The organism is Streptomyces sp. NPDC016459 (assembly GCF_040632845.1).
In the GTDB taxonomy this organism is placed as follows: domain Bacteria; phylum Actinomycetota; class Actinomycetes; order Streptomycetales; family Streptomycetaceae; genus Streptomyces.
Genome location: NZ_JBEYCR010000007.1, coordinates 1 through 15,988 on the forward strand (window position 1 = coordinate 1; position 15,988 = coordinate 15,988).

The 15,988-nt window shown below is 69.7% G+C and carries 6 protein-coding genes and 6 pseudogenes; 6 read left to right on the plus strand and 6 right to left on the minus strand.

The window, feature by feature from the left end; all coding sequences use genetic code 11:
- Positions 1-310: 310 nt before the first annotated feature.
- A complete protein-coding gene (pulA, locus tag ABZ567_RS18650) occupies positions 311-3,451 on the plus strand; it encodes a pullulanase-type alpha-1,6-glucosidase (protein ID WP_360790945.1) in 3,141 nt (1,046 codons plus the stop codon).
- Positions 3,452-3,946: 495 nt separating this feature from the next.
- A complete protein-coding gene (locus tag ABZ567_RS18655) occupies positions 3,947-6,442 on the plus strand; it encodes an alpha-amylase family glycosyl hydrolase (protein WP_360790948.1) in 2,496 nt (831 codons plus the stop codon).
- A gap of 305 nt (positions 6,443-6,747) precedes the next feature.
- Here ABZ567_RS18655 and ABZ567_RS18660 read toward each other — a convergent pair.
- Positions 6,748-7,239: pseudogene (locus ABZ567_RS18660) on the minus strand (AbfB domain-containing protein); the annotation flags it as partial.
- Here ABZ567_RS18660 and ABZ567_RS18665 point away from each other — a divergent pair.
- Positions 7,229-7,945: pseudogene (locus tag ABZ567_RS18665) on the plus strand (substrate-binding domain-containing protein); the annotation flags it as partial. The pseudogenes ABZ567_RS18660 and ABZ567_RS18665 sit on opposite strands and share 11 nt — an antisense overlap.
- Before the next feature lie 114 nt (positions 7,946-8,059).
- On the opposite strand, the pseudogene ABZ567_RS18670 reads toward ABZ567_RS18665, so the two are convergent.
- The 4 genes and pseudogenes from ABZ567_RS18670 to ABZ567_RS18685 form a co-directional block, all read right to left on the minus strand.
- Positions 8,060-8,261 (minus strand): annotated as a pseudogene (locus ABZ567_RS18670) (IS5/IS1182 family transposase); the annotation flags it as partial.
- 250 nt (positions 8,262-8,511) lie between these two features.
- A complete protein-coding gene (locus ABZ567_RS18675) occupies positions 8,512-9,366 on the minus strand; it encodes a DUF4394 domain-containing protein (RefSeq protein WP_360790951.1) in 855 nt (284 codons plus the stop codon).
- Positions 9,367-9,519: 153 nt separating this feature from the next.
- Positions 9,520-10,152, minus strand: coding sequence for a class F sortase (locus ABZ567_RS18680; protein WP_360790954.1), 633 nt, complete (start codon positions 10,150-10,152; stop codon positions 9,520-9,522).
- 14 nt (positions 10,153-10,166) lie between these two features.
- Complete coding sequence (locus ABZ567_RS18685) at positions 10,167-10,934, minus strand: hypothetical protein (protein ID WP_360790957.1); 768 nt, start codon at positions 10,932-10,934, stop codon at positions 10,167-10,169.
- Between the two features lie 302 nt (positions 10,935-11,236).
- Between ABZ567_RS18685 and ABZ567_RS18690 the strand changes: the two are divergent.
- From ABZ567_RS18690 to ABZ567_RS18700, 3 genes and pseudogenes are all read left to right on the plus strand, one after another.
- Positions 11,237-11,546, plus strand: a pseudogene (locus ABZ567_RS18690) (NfeD family protein); the annotation flags it as partial.
- A gap of 3 nt (positions 11,547-11,549) precedes the next feature.
- Positions 11,550-11,724, plus strand: a pseudogene (locus ABZ567_RS18695) (SPFH/Band 7/PHB domain protein); the annotation flags it as partial.
- Positions 11,725-12,011: 287 nt separating this feature from the next.
- On the plus strand, positions 12,012-14,117 hold the full coding sequence (locus tag ABZ567_RS18700; RefSeq protein ID WP_360790960.1) for a SpoIIE family protein phosphatase: 2,106 nt from the start codon (positions 12,012-12,014) through the stop codon (positions 14,115-14,117).
- A 969-nt stretch (positions 14,118-15,086) separates the two neighbouring features.
- On the opposite strand, the pseudogene ABZ567_RS18705 reads toward ABZ567_RS18700, so the two are convergent.
- Positions 15,087-15,917 (minus strand): annotated as a pseudogene (locus tag ABZ567_RS18705) (glycosyltransferase family 2 protein); the annotation flags it as partial.
- Positions 15,918-15,988 lie beyond the last annotated feature (71 nt).

Sequence of the window (15,988 nt, forward strand, 5' to 3'; positions counted from 1 at the left end):
CCCGCGCTCGTTCTGCCGCCCCCGCACCGGCCTGCCCGCTACGCCCTCAGCAGACTCACCCTCACACACCCCCGCCCGCAACATCCCTTGGTTTTCATTGCGGTAACTTACCCCCGCCGCGCGCGGCCGCGCCCGCGCGACCAGAAGGTCAGCCGTCCTGGCCCTGAGTCTCGTCGCCGGCACGGCCGCGATACCGGCACTCGCCGCCGACACCGACACCCCGCAGCCCACCACCGTCGCGGTCGCCTCCGACTTCGACAACCAGCTCGGCTGCGGCGGAGACTGGGCCCCCGACTGCGACGAAGCCCAGATGCGGCTACGCCCCGACGGCACCTGGGCGCTGACCGCCCGTCTGGCCGCCGGGACCTATCAGTACAAGGCCGCCCTCGACCGGAGTTGGGCCGTCAACTACGGCCTCAACGCCATCCCGGGCGGCGCGAACATCCCGCTGACCGTGCCCGCCGACGGCGCCGAGGTCACCTTCGTCTACGACCCGGTCACCCACTGGATCACCGACACCCTCAGCACCAGACTGGCCACCGCGCTCGGCACCTTCCAGAGCGAACTCGGCTGCGCGAGCGACGACGACGCCGACTGCCTGGCGTCCTGGCTGACCGACCCCGACGGTGACGGCATCGCCACCTTCACCACCACCAGGCTCCCCGCCGGCACCTACACCGCGCAGCCCGCCCTCGGCCTGCCAGCCCAGACGGCCGGCGACAGCACCACCTTCACCGTGGCCGCCGACCGGGCCGAGACCACCTTCGGCTACAGCACCGCCTCCAAGACCCTGAGCGTCTACCCGGGCAAGCCCAAGCCGAGCCTCGCACCCCGCGCCGGTCACTGGCTGACCCCCGACCTCATCGCCTGGGACACCACCGCCCACCCGTCCGGCACCACGTACCAGCTCGCGACCGCCCCGGACGGCGGCCTCGCCGCCGGAGGCACCGGCATCAGCGGCGGTACCAGCATCCCACTGCGGTACGACCCCACGGGCCTGCCGCAAGCCCTGAAGGAGAAGTACCCGCACCTGGCGAGGCTCGGCGCGCTCCGTGTCCCCGCCGCCTGGGCCACGAAGGCCCGTGACCTCGTCAAGGGCCAGAGCGCGATCGCGGCCATCACCCCCGACGGGCAGCTCGTCAACGCCACCGGTCTGCAGACCGCCGGCGTCCTGGACTCCCTGTACGCGGCCGAGGCCGAGAAGGCCGCTCTCGGCCCTGTCTTCCATGACAACCGCCCCGCCCTCTCGCTGTGGGCACCCACCGCGCAGGCCGTCTCCGTCGAGCTCTACGACACTCCGGCCTCGGCCAAGGCCCGGGTGGTGCCGCTGACGCTCGACCGCGCCACAGGCGTGTGGTCCGTGCTCGGCGGGCAGGACTGGAAGGGCCTCTACTACCGCTACCAGGTCACGGTGTGGACCCCGGCAACGCAGAAGACCGTCGTCAACGCCGTCACCGACCCGTACTCGCTGTCGCTCTCGGCTAACTCCCAGCGCAGCCAGATCGTCGACCTCGACGACCGCGCGACCGCCCCCACGGGCTGGGAGAAGTCGCGCCCTCCGAAGGCGCTGCCCATGGAGAAGCAGCAGATCCAGGAGATCCACATTCGTGACTTCTCCGCCGCCGACGACAGTGTCCCCGCGGACAAGCGCGGCACCTACCTGGCTTTCACCGAGCCCGGGTCGCTGGGTATGAAGCACCTGAAGGACCTCAAGGCCGCCGGTGTCACCACCGTCCAGTTGCTGCCCGCCTTCGACTTCGCCGGCACTCCCGAGGTCCGCGGAGACCAGGCCGCCCCGGCGTGCGACATGGACGCCATGGCGCCGGACTCGCCCGAGCAGCAGGCGTGCGTCGCCTCGACCCAGGCCCGCGACGCCTACAACTGGGGCTACAACCCCTACCACTTCACCGTCCCCGAGGGCGCCTACGCCACCACCCCCGACGGCGCGGACCGCATCGTCCAGTTCCGCCGGATGGTCAAGGCCCTCCACGACGCCGGACTCAGCGTCGTCATGGACGTCGTCTACAACCACACCGCCGCCGCCGGACAGGACGCCGCATCCGTCCTCGACAAGATCGTCCCCGGCTACTACCAGCGCCTCGACGCCACCGGCACCGTCACCCGCGACAGCTGCTGCGCCGACACCGCCCCCGAGAACGCGATGATGAACAAGCTCGTCGTCGACTCCGTCACCACCTGGGCCAAGCAGTACCGCGTCGACGGCTTCCGCTTCGACCTCATGGGACTCGACCCCAAGCAGACCATGCTCGACGTCAAGTCCTCCCTGGCCAAGCTCACCCACGGCCGGGACGGCGTCAACGGCAAGGCCAGCCTGCTGTACGGCGAGGGCTGGGACTACGGCATCGTCGCGAACGACGCCCGCTTCACCCAGGCCACCCAGGAGAACATGGCCGGCACCGGCATCGGCACCTTCAACGACCGGCTCCGGGACGGCGCACGCGGCGGCGGCATCTCCGACGCCGACCCCCGCCGGCAGGGCTTCGCCAGCGGCCTGTTCACCGCGCCCAACGGAGCCGACGTCAACGGCACGCCCGAGCAGCAGAAGGCCCGCCTGCTGCACGACATGGACCTGGTCAAGATCGGCCTGACCGGCAACCTTGCCCGGTACGCGTTCACCACCAGCGACGGCACCCGCCGCACCGGCGCCCAGATCGACTACAACGGCCAGCCCGCCGGCTACACCGCCTCACCGGCGGAGGCCGTCAACTACGTCGAGGCACACGACAACCTGGCCCTTTTCGACGCCCTCGCCTACAAGCTCGCCCCCACGACCACCCCTGCGGCCCGCGCCCGCCTGCAGGCCCTCGCGCTCGCCACCAGCACCCTTTCCCAGAGCCCCTCCATGGCCCAGGGCGGCACCGACCTGCTCCGCTCCAAGTCCCTGGACCACAACTCCTACGACAGCGGCGACTGGTTCAACTCCATCCAGTGGGACTGCCGAGAGGGCAACGGCTTCGGCCGAGGCCTGCCCCTCGCCGAGTCCAACAACGCCCAGTGGCCGCTCGCGAAGCCACTGCTGGCCGACCCGAAGCTGCGCCCGGGCTGCACCGAGATCGGCGCCGCCACATCCCGGTTCCAGCAATACCTGCGCATCAAGCAGTCCACGCCGCTGTTCTCCCTCGCCTCCGCCGAGGTCATCCAGAAGCGCCTGACCTTCCCGCTGTCGGGTACGACCGCGGAGAAGCCCGGCGTCATCACCCAGCACATCGACGGACGCGGCCTGGAAACCTACCGGTCCGTCACGGTCGTCTACAACGCCACACCCACGGCCCAGACCCAGACGATGAAGGACCTCGTCGGCACGCGACAGGCTCTGCACCCCGTCCAGAGCAGCGGCGCCGACCCCGTTGTCAAGGACGCGGCCTTCGACCGGGCCACGGGTACGTTCACCGTCCCCGCCCACACCGTCGCCGTCTTCATCCAGCACTGACACCGCCTACCCGGGAAGCCCGGCAGGACAGCCCACACACGCTGACCTGCCGGGCTACACCTGCTTCCCGCCCCGGGAGGTCGCCTGCTGTCGCGCCCGGGATCACGGGGACCTCCGCCCCGTGGGGCCTGACCCAGGTCGTGAACAGCAGCACGTACGGCCGCAACCGCCTGCACAACAGTCTTCGCGGATCCTGCGCGACCCATTGACGTCCCCAAGTCGCCAGGTTATTAACTGGAGTTACACACAGATTAGCAATCGTCGGTATTCCGAACGACGCGCTGTCCGTGCCGGCAGGCGAACGCCTGCCGCAGAGCCGCGCCGCTGGTGACGAGACCAGCGCCGCCTTCCCTCCCCACCCGCGCCGGCGTCTCCGCCGCCCAGACGGGTGATCCCCCTCCCGAGGAGGCCCCCTTGCACGGCACCCCCGCACGCCGCACCTGGCGCCACAGAGCACGAACCTCGTCAGCGGTCCTAGCCGCTACCGCCATGGCCATGGCCATCGTGCCCACCCTGTCCAACGTCGCCCGGGCCGAGGCGCCCCCCACCGCCGTCTCCGTCCCCGGCACCTTCAACAGCGAGATCGGCTGCGCCGGAGACTGGGCCCCCAGCTGCACCCAGGCCCAGCTCGCCGCACGGACCGACGGATCCGGGGCCTGGTCCAAGATTCTCAGCCTCCCGGCCGGCTCCCACGCCTACAAGGCGGCCCTCAACAACAGCTGGACCGACAACTACGGCGCCAACGCCCAGTACTACGGCCCCGACATCCCCCTGCGGGTGCCCGCCGGCGGCAAGAACGTCACCTTCGTCTACGACCCCGTCACCCACTGGGTCGCCGACGACATCAACCACAAGATCGTCACCGCCGGGGGCTCCTTCCAGTCCGAACTCGGCTGCGCGGCCGACTGGGCTCCCGACTGCCTGACCTCATGGCTCAAGGACACCAACGGCGACGGCACCTACACCTGGTCCACCACCGCCATCCCCGCCGGCACCTGGACGGTCAAGGCCGCCATCGGCCAGTCCTGGACCGAGAGCTACGGCCAGGGCGGCAGCCCCACCGGCGCCGACATCGGCTTCACCGTCCCCCGGACCGGCTCCGCCGTCGACTTCTCCTACAACAGCACCACCCACGTGCTGGACGTACGCACCGAGCAGCCGCACGCCCCGGCCATCAGCGACACGCTCGGCGCCCTCTACGAGCCCACCGGAACCACCTTCCGGATCTGGTCCCCCGACAGCTCCCAGGTCAGCGTCACGGTCGGCGGCCAGACCCACACCCTCCAGCCCGCGGACGTCAACGGCTACACGGACGTCTACCAGGCCGTGGTGCCCGGCAACTGGAAGAACCAGCCCTACCAGTTCCGCGTCCGGAACAACCCCGTGCGCGACCCCTACGCCCGCATGGTGAAACCCGGCAGCACCGAGGGCATCGTCATGGACGTGGAGTCCATCCAGCCCACCGGCGGCTGGGCCCCCCGGCCCTCGATCACCAAACGTGAGGACGCCGTCATCTACGAGATGAACGTCCGCAACTTCACCATCGACGCCAGCTCAGGGGTGGACAGCGCCAAGCGGGGCAAGTTCGCCGGCCTCACCCAGACCGGCACCACGCACAACGGCGCCAGGACGGGCATCGACCACCTCAAGGAACTCGGCGTCACCCACGTCCAGCTGCTCCCGGCGTTCGACTTCAACAGCACCGTGCCCAACTGGGGCTACGACCCGCTCAACTTCAACGTCCCCGAGGAGCAGTTCTCCCAGTTCACCGCGCCCGAGGAGCGGGTGCGCGAGTTCCAGACCATGGTGAACGAGTTCCACAAGAACGGCATCCGTGTGCTCATGGACGTGGTCTACAACCACACCGCGAACAAGGATGTCTTCCAGAACATCACCGGCAAGTACTACCACCAGACCGAGCTCTCCGGCACCGGCAACTCCATCGACGACGGCAACCCGATGGTCAGCCGCATGATCCTCGACTCGCTGGAGTACTGGGTCGACACCTACAACATCGACGGCTTCCGCTTCGACCTCATCGGCGTCCACCAGTACAAGAACGTCGACCAGTGGGCGAAGCACCTGCAGGCCACCTTCCCCGACCGCACGCTCCAAATCCACGGCGAGCCCTGGAGCGGCGGGGTCGACGACCCGCAGCAGGCACAGAAGGTCCGCTACGGCACGACGCCCGCTCTCGCCGGCGGCCACGTGGGCGTCTCCAACGGCGCCTACCGCGACGCCGTCAAGGGCGGCACCCGCGACCAGCTCCTCGGCTACATGGGCGGCTCCTCCTCCAACGCCTCCGCGATCGCCCTGGGCACGCGCGGCTCCCCGCTCGCCACGAAGAGCACCAGCCCCCTGTCCAACCCCTGGGACCCCGCGTTCGCCCACGACCCCGAGCAGACGATCAACTACGTCTCCGCCCACGACGACCTCAACATCTGGGACAAGATCACCTACGCCGGCGTCACCGGCGGCACCACCGGCCGCGCCGGGCAGATGAACCGCTTCGCCGTCGGCATGGTCCTCACCTCCCAGGGCATCCCCTTCTTCCACGAGGGCGATGAGTTCCTCCACTCCAAGGTCGTAGGAGGCGACTACGAAGCCGCCAAGAACTCCTACGAGTCCGGCGACAACGTCAACGCCATCCAGTGGAGCGAGAAGACCCTCAACGCCGCCACCTTCCGCTACTACAAGGACGCCATCGCGCTCCGCAAGAACACCCCCGCCCTGCGCCTGGGCACCTGGGATGCGGTGAAGGCCCAGATGGCCACCACCATCAACGGCTCCGTCGTCACCTCGGCGATCAGTCCCCACGCCGGCGCCCCCACCAGCCACGACACCGTCGTGGTCTACAACCCGACGAACGGCCCCGTGAACGTGGCCCTGCCCGCCGGTACGTGGAAGAAGGTCCTCGACACCAACGGCGCCACCGACTCCACCAGCACCACCGCCGACGGACTCGCCGTCACCGTCTTCAAGAAGCCCTGACCGCCCGAGCCCCGTGCCTGTGTGCCGCCGCCCGGGGCGGCGGCACACGGGCCCTCCCGGAAACCCAGCGGGCCTCGGGACGACCCCGCGCTTCCCGCCCGCCCTCCGTACACGATCCGGCCGGACGTCCTGCCGAGAGATTCCCCGTGCGCCGCGCACGCACGGCAGCCGTCACCGCAGCGGCGCTCACCATCGCATCCGGTCGGTTTGGACAAGAACAGGCACAGGGAGGCGGAGTGCCGCGGCGCCCCAGGCGACGTGCGCCCGGGGCGCCGCGGAGGCTTGTCGACCTCAGGCGGTCCCGATCAGGGGACCCAGGGTGCTTCCACCGCCCATGTGGTGTCCTCCGTGAAGGAAGCCGGGTTGTCCCAGGCGTGCGAGCCGCCCGGGGTCGCGAGCCACCCTTCGGAGTTGATGTGGCGCAGGTATTGGCCGGCGAAGTTGTAAGCCGACAGGCGTACGCCTCCGTTGCCGGCCACCGCACAGAACGTGGCGTCGGCCTTGAACAGCGCCGAGCCGTCGCCCGCCTCCTTGTACACGCGGAAGTCGCGGTGGCGCAAGTACTGGCCGGGGTAGTTGCGCGACTCGAAGGAGTAGCAGCCGGTGCCCGCAAGGCCCGGGACGATTCGCCAGGTGGCGTCGTTCTTCAGCAGCGCGGAGCTGTTCGCGTCGACGACCGCGGTGAAGGCCTGTGCGTCCTGGTGGCGCAGATACTTGTCGATGTGTCCCGGCATGGTGACCCGCAGCGATCTGCTCTGGTCGACCGGCAGGGGCACCGGCGGCGGGGGGTTGCGGGAGAAGGAACTCCTGGTCAGCCAGGGTTTTCGCTCCCATGTCATCGATGGCTTGATCCTCAGCCCCATCCACCTGGAGACCGAGGACCTGACGTCGCGCACCGAGACCGCGCCGCTGGTCCTGCTGGGCGAGCGGGAGTACCAGGCCCCCTATGACCACATCGCCATCGACAATGTGGCTGCCTCCCGCGAGGCGGTCCGCCACCTCGTGGAGAGCGGGCACCGCCGGATCGCCTTCCTCGGCTCACGCACCGGACGGGAGCGCCAGCCCGCGCACCTGCGCCTGCGCCTGCGCGGCTGGCGGGAGGAGCTCACCGCGTCGGGCATCACGCCGGACGAGTCCCTGGTCGTGGTCACCGACGGCTACGGCCGCCAGGACGGCGCCACGGCCATGGCGTCCCTCCTCGACCGCGGTGAGCGGCCCGACGCCGTCTTCGCCTACAACGACCTCATCGCCATCGGCGCGATGCGCACCATCACTTCCCGCGGGCTGCGCATCCCGGCCGACATCGCCGTCGTCGGCTTCGACGACATCGAGGAGAGCCGCTACGGGACGATCACGCTGACCACCATCGCCCCTGACAAGGCGACGATCGCCCGGCTGGCCGTCGACAGCCTCGTCGAACGGCTCGCGGGCACGCCCATCGCCGGACCCCGGCGGCCCCGCCCGGGCTACCGGCTCATCGTCCGCGAATCCACCCGGCCCTGACAGTCCCGCCCCGCAGCCCGCTTCCCAGCGCCTGCTCGACCAGTGCAACCCGGACAGCCCTGCTCCCGGCCCCTCTCGGGCCTTCGGCAGGGTCGCAACAGCGGTCAGGGCCTGGCTGTCGTGGGTGTTGGCGGCCGATACGCCGACAACGAGGGGCAGTCCGTTCGGGTCCGACAGGACGTGCATCTTGGAGCCCACCCTTGCCACGGTCCACAGGGCTCGGACCGATGAGTTCCCCCCTCCTTTTCGCCCTTACGTGGGCGGAGTCCAGGACCGCCCGGGTCTGGTCGAGCAGGCCGGCGTCGTCGAGACGCTCGGCTGCATTCCGCCCGCCCACCTGGCCGGATTTGCACACGACGTTGAGGCACCCCCTCCGGCCATGGCTGTTCCTCGAGTACAGGCCGCAACTGATTCCCTGCCTGCTCCCCAGCCGGAGGGCCGCCCGACAGCCGCTGCCGTCGTCGACATGCTCACCGGCCGAGGCCTGCCCCACCTGCGCCGCCCGTTGTTCTGACCGGGACCCTGCCGCCGGGGCGACAGGGCTCGGGCCGCTCGGCGGGTTGTGGTCAGTTCTGGTCGAGGGGAAGGGCGATGTCGGTGACCCGGCGGGATGCGGGGAACGTGCCGATGAGCTGGGCCTGTCCGGTGAGGACGTCCACCTTGTAGAAGCGGTGGCTGCCGCCGGTCTTGAGAGCTGCGAACCCGTCGTTCGTGCCCTTGCGGGGGGAGTAGTAGATGTCGAAGCCCGCCGACGGCCCGGCGTCGACACCGAGGCTGCCGGTGGGGGCGAGTGTGCCGGCGTTGGCCGGCGACTGCAGGGAGACACGGTCGTTGGCCGTGTCGATGTCGAACAGCGTGGTCGCCGTCGTGGTGTCGAGGTCGTTGTTCGTGTAGGCGGCGCCTGTCACTCCGAGCGCCGTCGACGGCGGCATGGTGGGGTTGGTGAGCCTGCCGTCGACGGTGGTGGTGAGCGGCGCGGCGGGGTCGTCGATGTTGTGACGCAGGTTCTGGCCCGTGTCGCTGATGACGCGCAGCCGGTTGGCCGCGGGGTTGAAGTCGACACCGAAGTACCTGCCGGCGAGCGCCACGGTGAGCCGGGAGACCTTCACGGCCCGAGCGTTCTTGTCGAGGGTGTAGATGCCTCCTCGGTCGCCGACGCCGTACAGCTTGCCGTTCTGGACACGGAAGTCGATTCCGACCAGCTTGGTGTCGGACCGCAGACCGCTGATGCGGCCCAGGTGCCACAGGTCGGAGGGGTCGTGCACCCGGAAGCCCACCAGGTGCTGGTCCTCGGTGAGGCCCACGGACGTCAGGCCCTTGCCGTTCCCTCCCCAGCCGCCGCGGGTGTCCGCTGCGACGGCGGAGGGGACGGCTGCCAGCACCGAGGCGGCGAGCGTGCAGGCGATTACTGCTTTGCGCATCATTCGTCTCCGAGACGATCCAGGACGCCGCCGGGAGGCGGCATCAATGCAATCAGACAAACAGACAAAAAGGTTGGTAAAGCGACTACGGATGGTGATCGCGGTCGTGTCCCAGCCAACGGAGCAACCGATCGACCAGCACGGAGTAGTGGGTCAGGGGTGGGCGGTGATGACGAGGTTGGACCGGTAGGTCCGGCGGTCGTCGTCCCAGCCGGCGCAGGTGATGAGGGTGAGGTGCGGTTGTGGGGTGGGGGCGTAGACACGCTGGGACGGAAAGGCGTCCTTGGCGTAGACGGCCATGGTGGCGACGGTGAAGTGGGCGGGCCGGCCGTCGCGGCGCTGCACGGTGATCCGGTCGCCTGGGCGCAGGGCACCGAGACCGTAGAAGGCGGCGGGGCCGCTGGAGGAGTCCAGGTGTCCGACCAGGATCGCGTTGCCGTTCTCTCCCGGGGCCGCGGAGCCGGTGTACCAGCCGGCGTGGTCGGGATCGGCGGGCATGGCAAGGGTGCCGTCTGCGGCGAGGCCCACGTGCTCGACGTGGGTCTTCGTCTTGAGCTTGGGGATGTGGATACGGGTGGGCGGGGAGTGCGGCAGAGCCGTGGCCGGGGGGTGTGGTCGGCCCGGTGGGGCGGACGTGGCGGGTGCTTGGAGGGCGGCGGTCGGCGGGCGCGGTGGGGGTTCGGGACCGATGAGGGCGGTGAGGAGCAGGGCGAGGGCGGCGAGGGTGAAGGCGGTGGCCGCCGCGGTGTGGAGACCGCGGCGGCCAGTGAGCCGGAGGCTCGGCATCCAGGACCTGCCGGTCAGCTCTGGCGGCTGTGACGCCGACGCAGGTACATCGTTCCCGCGGCAGCGGTGAGCAGCCCGGCGGCGGCGGTCAGCGCGACGGTGTCGGAGTCCTGCGTGCCACCCATGCCGCCGGCGACCGCTCCGGCGGGAGCCGTCTTCAGCGGTCCGCACAGGGCGGGGTTGGTCGCCTCGGAGGGCAGCTTGGGGTCGAGGTCGCTGGCGCCGAGGACGTCGTCGTACTTGCCGTTGCCGTTGTAGTCGATGCCGTGGACGACGACGACCGCGTTGTTCGAGCGCAGGCTCTTGGCGGTCTCCTCGTCGACCGTGATGGTGCGGTGGTAGGTGTAGGAGGAGCCCTTGGGGAAGCGGTCGACCGCGAGAGCGGAGTGGGAGGCTCCGGTGTCGCCGGTGGTGGTGAGGGAGGCGCCGATCTTGCCGTAGAACGGCAGGCCGTCAGTCGTGTTCATGCTCAGCAGGCCGTTGTGCTTCGTGGCCGCCGACGCGGGCGGGCACTGGCCCTTGGCGCCAATGTGGAAGTGCTGGGCGTGCGGGGCGTCTGCGAGCAGGCCCTGGGTCTTGATGGTGACGGTGGCCTGGTGGCCGTTCAGATGCACCATGGCCGTGCCGGAGCCGGTGACCTTGTTGGTCGGCACCGGCGCCAGCGTCGCGTGGAGGGTCTTGCCCTCTGCCCCGTCTGCGGCGAGGGCTGCCGGGGCGAGAGCGGCGCCAGTGGCTATCACGACGAGGGCGGCGGTCAGCGTCGCGGCAGTCGACTTGTTCATTGCTCTTCTCCAGTCACTCACTTCACGCATCCGATCGGACGCGTGCTGTGACGAGCGTCGGCTCTTCGGCCACACCGGGCCACCGCAGGCGGGCATCCGAGGGAAGCCACCGTCCGTACGGGCGGTCGCTCGCCCGGGCGATGGCACCCCTCCGCCGTGGCGTCCGTCCAGGCGACACGAGCGAGGTCCCGACTGCGATGGCGTAGATCGAGCTAAGAAGGTTAAAAGCAGCGCAAATGCTGCCCTATGCACATGCCGCGTTACTGAAAGCGCGCACTGCTGTCTGAGCCTTTGTGGAGCGCGCCGCGTTGGGACTTGCGCTTCCCCTACAGTTCTTGGTGTTCACCGTCCTCGCCGTGGTCAGTCTGTCCTCGTACGCCCCGTCATGGCGCGCCACCTGTCCCAGCCCCAGGCTGAGCGACTCGGCGTGGACGCCCTGGCGGGCAGGCCCGCCTCCGTCGTCTCGGAGGGGGCGGGGACGGCCGGGTCCGCATCGACGGTGGGGAATGGACAGCCCGCGCCTACGACGAAATGCTGGTGATTCCTCCGGGGGTGTCAGTCGACGTCATGGAAATCCATGGCGCCACCGCCGTCGTCTACCCCCGGGAGTGAGCGATGGAAGTCTCGGGCTTGCTCATAGCCGGCGCGATCATCGCGCTTATCGCGGTCTTCACCGTGGTGCGGGCGGTACGCATCGTTCCGCATGCGCGCGCGTAACATCGAGCGTCTCGGCCGCTACCGGCGCACGCTGAGGCCGGGCCTCAACCTGGTCATCCCTTACGTCGACCGGCCACACGCGAGACGTCGTCGGAGGACACGGCGGCCTGCGCAGGCCGCCGAACGACGCCGCGCAGGCCGCGGAAGCCGCAGCCGAGGCCCTCGCTGACGCAGCGGAGGCCGAGGACAGCCCACGCGCCCTGGCCGACACCCGTGAGCAGCCTCAGCACTCACGCCAGGAGAGACGCTACCGAGCGACCTCGCTGGGAACGCCCGGCTCTCCTGGCGAACAAGCGAAGCGGCGAGTTGAGTGGTTCAGTGGACGTAGCGGCGCCGTTCACCATGCTGGAGTGATGCACCGTGCACGACGAGCACCCACCCGCCGCCGACGTCCTGGCCGGCGAACCAGCCGTCCTGGTGTTGGATGCCCGGGGAGCTGTGCTCACCTGCACGCCCCCCGCGCTACGGCTGTTCGACGGCTCCATCGACGAGATCCGCAGCACGGAAGTCTCGTCCTTCTTCGACGATCCGTCCGTGTGGGCGGAGCTCGCCTCCGGAGCTCTGGGCGGGATCGTGCTGAGCGCGCGGGCCGACCTGCGCAGTGTCCACGGCGCGCCTTTCTCGGCGGTGACGGCGGTGTCGGTACTCGCGAGTGGATCCGAGGGCCGTTTCCTCATGCGGCTGCTCGCGGCGGAGCCCCCGGACTCCGGGCCTCAGACCGTACGGCGGCCTCAGCCCACCACGGAGCAGGTGCTGGGGGCCGATCCGCGAGCGCTTGAGCGGCTGGAGCTGCTCCACGAAGCCGCAACCCGCATCGGCGGCTCCCTCGACATCACACGTAACGCCGAGCAGCTGCTGGACGTACTCGTGCCGGCGTTTGCCGACCTGGGGGCGGTGGACTTGACCGAGGGCGTACTGCTCGGCGAAGAACCGACGTTCCTCGCTCCCCGCACGCCCATGCTGCGAGTCGCCGTGGCGGCGGCCGACGGATGCTGGCCGCGAGAGATCCACGCGGCCGGCGCAACCTTCCGGATCGGCGACGAAGAAGTCGAACACCTGCGCAAAGGCACGCCCGGTGTCCTGCCGGATCTGGACCTGGCCCGGGCAGCGCTGGAAGGTGACGCGGAAAGGACCGCGCTGATGCTGCCCCCGAAGGCCACCTCCCTGATGGTGCTGCCGCTCCTGGCGCGGGGACTGGTGCTGGGGGCGGTGGGGCTTTGGCGCACCGGGGAACGAACCCCCTTCGATCCGGTGGATGTGACGTTGGCGGACGAAATCGGCACCCGGGCGTCGCTGAGTCTCGACAACGCCCGGCGCTACACCCTTGAGCGCCGTACCTCGGAGGCGCTGCAACGAGGTCTTCTGCCAAGGCCGGTGATGGACGTCGAAGCTGCCAACACCTTCGGCGCCCACATGCCCGCGCGCGCTGCGACGGGTGTTGGCGGGAGCTGGTACGACGTGATCGCCCTGTCCTCCAGTCGAGTGGCCTTCGTCGTGGGCAACGCGGGCGGGCAAGGCATGAACGCCACGGCGGCGATGGGGCAGCTGCGGGCGGCGGTGCAGACCTTGTCGGACCTCGACCTCAGTCCCGACGAGCTGCTGTCCCACTTGAACGACCTGGTGGTTCGCTTCGCCGAGGACGAGGAGCATCGAGGCACTGCCGCCCCGGCAGCCGGCAGCGTGAACGGTGCGACGTGCTTGTACGCCGTCTACGATCCGGTCAACTGCCACTGTGTTCTGGCCAGTGCGGGACATCCGGGGCCGTTGCTCGCTTCGCGGGACGGCGGTGAGGCCGACCTCGTGCCCTTGCAGCCGGGGCTGCCCCTGGGCAAAGGCGCGGAGCCCTTCGAATCTGCCGAACTTCAGCTGCGCCCCGGTGACCTGCTGTCCTTCTACACCGGAGCATTGGCACGAGATCCGCACTGCACGGGGCGTGGGCTGGCACTGGTGCGGGAGGGTACCGGTGACGGCGCCGGGAACGGGCGCCCGGTCACGGAAATCGGTGGCCGGATCGTGGAGAAACTGCTGCAGGAACCCCTTGACGACGACCTGGCGCTACTGGTGACCCGGGTGCGACAACTGCCGGAAGACGCCACTGCCACCTGGCAACTGCCCGCCGACCCCAGCATCGTCGGAAGCGCGCGCAGTCGCGTCACCGGCCAACTGACCTCCTGGGGACTGGAGGATCTGGCGTTCGCCACTGAGCTGATCGTCAGCGAGCTGGTCACCAACGCCATCCGCTATGCGGGCGGCCCGGTGGGGTTGCGGCTGATTCGGGATCACCGCCTGATCTGTGAGGTCTCCGACCCCAGCCAGACACAGCCACATCTGCGGCGGGCCCGCCTGACGGACGAGGGCGGCCGTGGTCTGTTCCTGGTGGCGCAGCTGACTCATCGCTGGGGCAGCCGATACACCCCGGCGGGCAAGACCATTTGGGCCGAGCAACTGCTGGGGGAGGCGCCCTGACCTGTGCAGGGGCCGACACCACACACGATCGGGTTCAGGGACGCTCCCGGTGAGCAACGTGAGGAGGCCGGGTACGGCGCTCAGGACGACGCGATCAAGCGCCAGCGCAGATCTGTGCACGGAAGTTGGGAGGTGGTCACTGTCCAGCCGGTGATCGGACGGCGAAAGAGCACGGGCTCGTTGCCCTCGCGGATGACGAAGCCTCCCGTGCCTGCCCCATCGCCACATCGCACGTCCACGGCCGGGCGCGGGCTGGGGTCGCCCTTCCCGGAGACCGACACCGACGGCTTCCCGTGTGTACGCTCGCCTCGCGGTGCCGAATCGCTGGCCTGCCCGGCGTCGCGTCGGGCCGCCGAGGAGAACTGCTGCGCGGTGGGCGGTGCGGTTCGGGCTGGCGCATGGTTGTTCGGGTCGACAGCGGTGGCGGTGGCGGTGGCCGGTCAAACGGTGGCTGCGGGAACCGGTCGTTGCCGATGCCTGCACCCCTGGCTGACGCCAGGGTGGGATCTCCTCGTGCTTCGGTTCTCCGCTGGGCAGGGACAGCAGCAGTCCGAGGGGGTAGAGGCGGCTGAGGCGGATGACGGCTGCGGCGACACCGCAGAGCACGAAGACAGCGATCAGGTGCCAGGCGATGCCGAGCGCGATGCAGACGAAGGCCAGGCCCACGACGCCGGCCGTCATGAGGACCAGACCGCAGGTGGTGATCAACAACTTCCGGAGGCGTTTCTTGCGGCCGCGTGTTTGTTCCCAGGTGGCGTCGGTGCGGGTCAGGATGTCGATGAGCGCTTTGGCGTAGATCACGTTGAGGAATTGGTCGAACAGAACTTCCGGCACGATCGCGACGGCGAGCAGCAGGGCCTTCCAGCCGCCGCGTTTGGCTGCCCAGACGCGTTCGAAGGCCGCGACGGCAGTGACCGCGAGCCAGAACCAGGGCCATCCGGGGAATCCCTTGGTGGCGGTGTAGTAGAGCAGGACGGTGAGGAAGAAGGGGACGAAGGCCACGCTCAGATAGGTGAGCGCCTGCCGGCAGAGGTAAGGCAGCGTGACACGGGTGAGGCCGTAGGCCCTGAGGTTGTCCAGGGCGCCGCGCTGCCACCGCAGCCGCTGGTAGTAGAGCCGGGACCAGGTGGGCATGAGTTCGGTGCCCACGACGCAGGCGCACGGGGACACACAGCGGTATCCCAGGTGTTTGAGCGCGAGGGTCAGTTCGTTGTCCTCCGTCAGCGACTGCACGTCGTAGACGGCGTCCCCCCTTGGCAGGATGTGTTCGGTGCGGCCTCGGTGGACGTGGCGCAGAGCCTTGACCGGGTAGAGGGAGGCTGTGCCGGTCAGGACATCGGCGCGGCCGCGGCGGCGGTGCAGTTCGCGTGCGTAGCGCACGTACTCGTTGTTCTGGAGGTGGCAGACCAGTCGGCGCAGGGGGTAGCCGAAGAAGATGGCGCCCACGCCGCCGATGGGTGGGAGGCCGGGTTCCTGCTCGTGCAGGCGGCGGGCTGCCCGGGCGATGAACTCGGGGGACAGCGAGGTGTCGGAGTCCATGATCATGACGGCGTCGTCGTCGGACAGCCGTGGCAGCAGTTCGCCCAGGACCTGGTTGAGCGCACCGGCCTTGGCCTGCGTGTTCCCGACCGATTCGATGACCTTCGCGCCGTGGGCTGTGCTGATCCGAGCGGTGCGGTCGTGACGTGTTGTGGATGTGGGCGTCGGCAGGGGCGGGAGGCATCGGGATCCTTCGGCTACGGAACCCGCCCGGCGATGGGGCGGCGGGCCCGGGCACCTCTCGAGTCGCTCGCGGCCCAGACCAGGCCCGCGGACGAAGTCATCGTCGTCGCCGACCGATGCACCGACGCACGACTACGTCCGCGTCGGCA

Bases quoted from the DNA above. Each gene is read 5' to 3' on its own strand.
- pulA (WP_360790945.1), top strand. From the start codon at position 311: ATGCGGCTACGCCCCGACGGCACCTGGGCGCTGACCGCCCGTCTGGCC.
- ABZ567_RS18655 (WP_360790948.1), top strand. From the start codon at position 3,947: ATGGCCATCGTGCCCACCCTGTCCAACGTCGCCCGGGCCGAGGCGCCC.
- ABZ567_RS18675 (WP_360790951.1), bottom strand. From the start codon at position 9,366: ATGCGCAAAGCAGTAATCGCCTGCACGCTCGCCGCCTCGGTGCTGGCA.
- ABZ567_RS18680 (WP_360790954.1), bottom strand. From the start codon at position 10,152: ATGCCGAGCCTCCGGCTCACTGGCCGCCGCGGTCTCCACACCGCGGCG.
- ABZ567_RS18685 (WP_360790957.1), bottom strand. From the start codon at position 10,934: ATGAACAAGTCGACTGCCGCGACGCTGACCGCCGCCCTCGTCGTGATA.